The organism is Halobacillus sp. BBL2006 (genome assembly GCF_000786645.1).
Taxonomy (GTDB): Bacteria; Bacillota; Bacilli; order Bacillales; family Halobacillaceae; genus Halobacillus.
The window spans coordinates 1-973 of the sequence record NZ_JRNX01000899.1 but is presented as its reverse complement, the minus strand read 5'-3'; the positions used below and the strand labels follow the sequence as shown (position 1 = coordinate 973).

General features: G+C 35.6%; 1 protein-coding gene. It reads left to right on the top strand.

Annotation, left to right across the window (positions count from 1 at the left end):
• The first annotated feature begins 202 nt into the window (after positions 1-202).
• Positions 203-958 carry a YveK family protein gene (locus LD39_RS20925; protein WP_035553427.1) on the top strand — a complete coding sequence of 252 codons (756 nt, stop codon included), beginning with the start codon at positions 203-205 and terminating at the stop codon, positions 956-958.
• Positions 959-973: the final 15 nt, after the last annotated feature.

Below are 973 nucleotides of genomic sequence, written 5' to 3'. Positions count from 1 at the left end.
TTCTCTTTTTTATTTTAATAATTGAAGTTTTCTATAAAGTTTACTTGTTTAAAGTGATAGATTTGTAATATTTGTTAATAAGTCTAAAGTCCTTAAATTGTAAATACAGTGAAAAAACTCTCTCAGTCTACTTTTGAATAAGAATCAATGTGCTATAATGGCTCTATGTTTTTAAATTTCGACAATTATTGGAGGTTCATAAATGGAAGAAACAATTTCACTGAAAGAAATATTCGAGGTGCTTAAGAAGCGCATGCTGCTTATTCTAAGCCTTGCGGTAGGAGCAGCCATTATTAGTGCTCTCGTTACCTTCTTTGTATTAACACCTTCATATCAGTCTTCATCGCAGTTCATTGTAAACCAGTCCCAAGAAGAAACAGAAACACCTTACGACATCAACGATATAAAAACGAACGTAGAATTAATCAATACATACAACATCATCATTAAAAGTCCAAGGATTTTAGATCAGGTTGTAGAAGAATTAAATCTTGATATGACAGCTACTGCCTTATCTGAAAAACTTCAGGTTTCGAATGCGGAACAATCACAGGTGGTAAACGTTGTAGCTACAGACAATAATCCAGCCCAAGCAGCGGCTATCGCAAATACGACAGTTGAGGTGTTCAAAGAAGAAATCCCACAGCTTATGAATGTTGATAATGTAAATATTCTGACTACAGCGAATGTTGAAGCGGATCCTGCACCGGTCAGTCCAAAGCCAGCGTTAAATATCGCAATCGCTTTAGTTGTAGGACTTATGATAGGTGTTGGTTTAGCATTCCTTCTTGAGTATTTGGATAATACGCTTAAGTCTGAGGAAGACATTGAGAATACATTGGAACTTCCAATAATGGGAGTTGTATCAACGATTTCCTCAGAGGATATCCCGGCACAAGGAAGATCTACAAAAAAGTCTAATGTATCAAATATCCGAGGTGAGTCTGTTGGCACGTAAAAAAAATAATAAAAC

What these genes read in the sequence shown, in the direction of transcription:
- LD39_RS20925 (WP_035553427.1), top strand. Translation starts at nt 203, where the DNA reads ATGGAAGAAACAATTTCACTGAAAGAAATATTCGAGGTGCTTAAGAAG.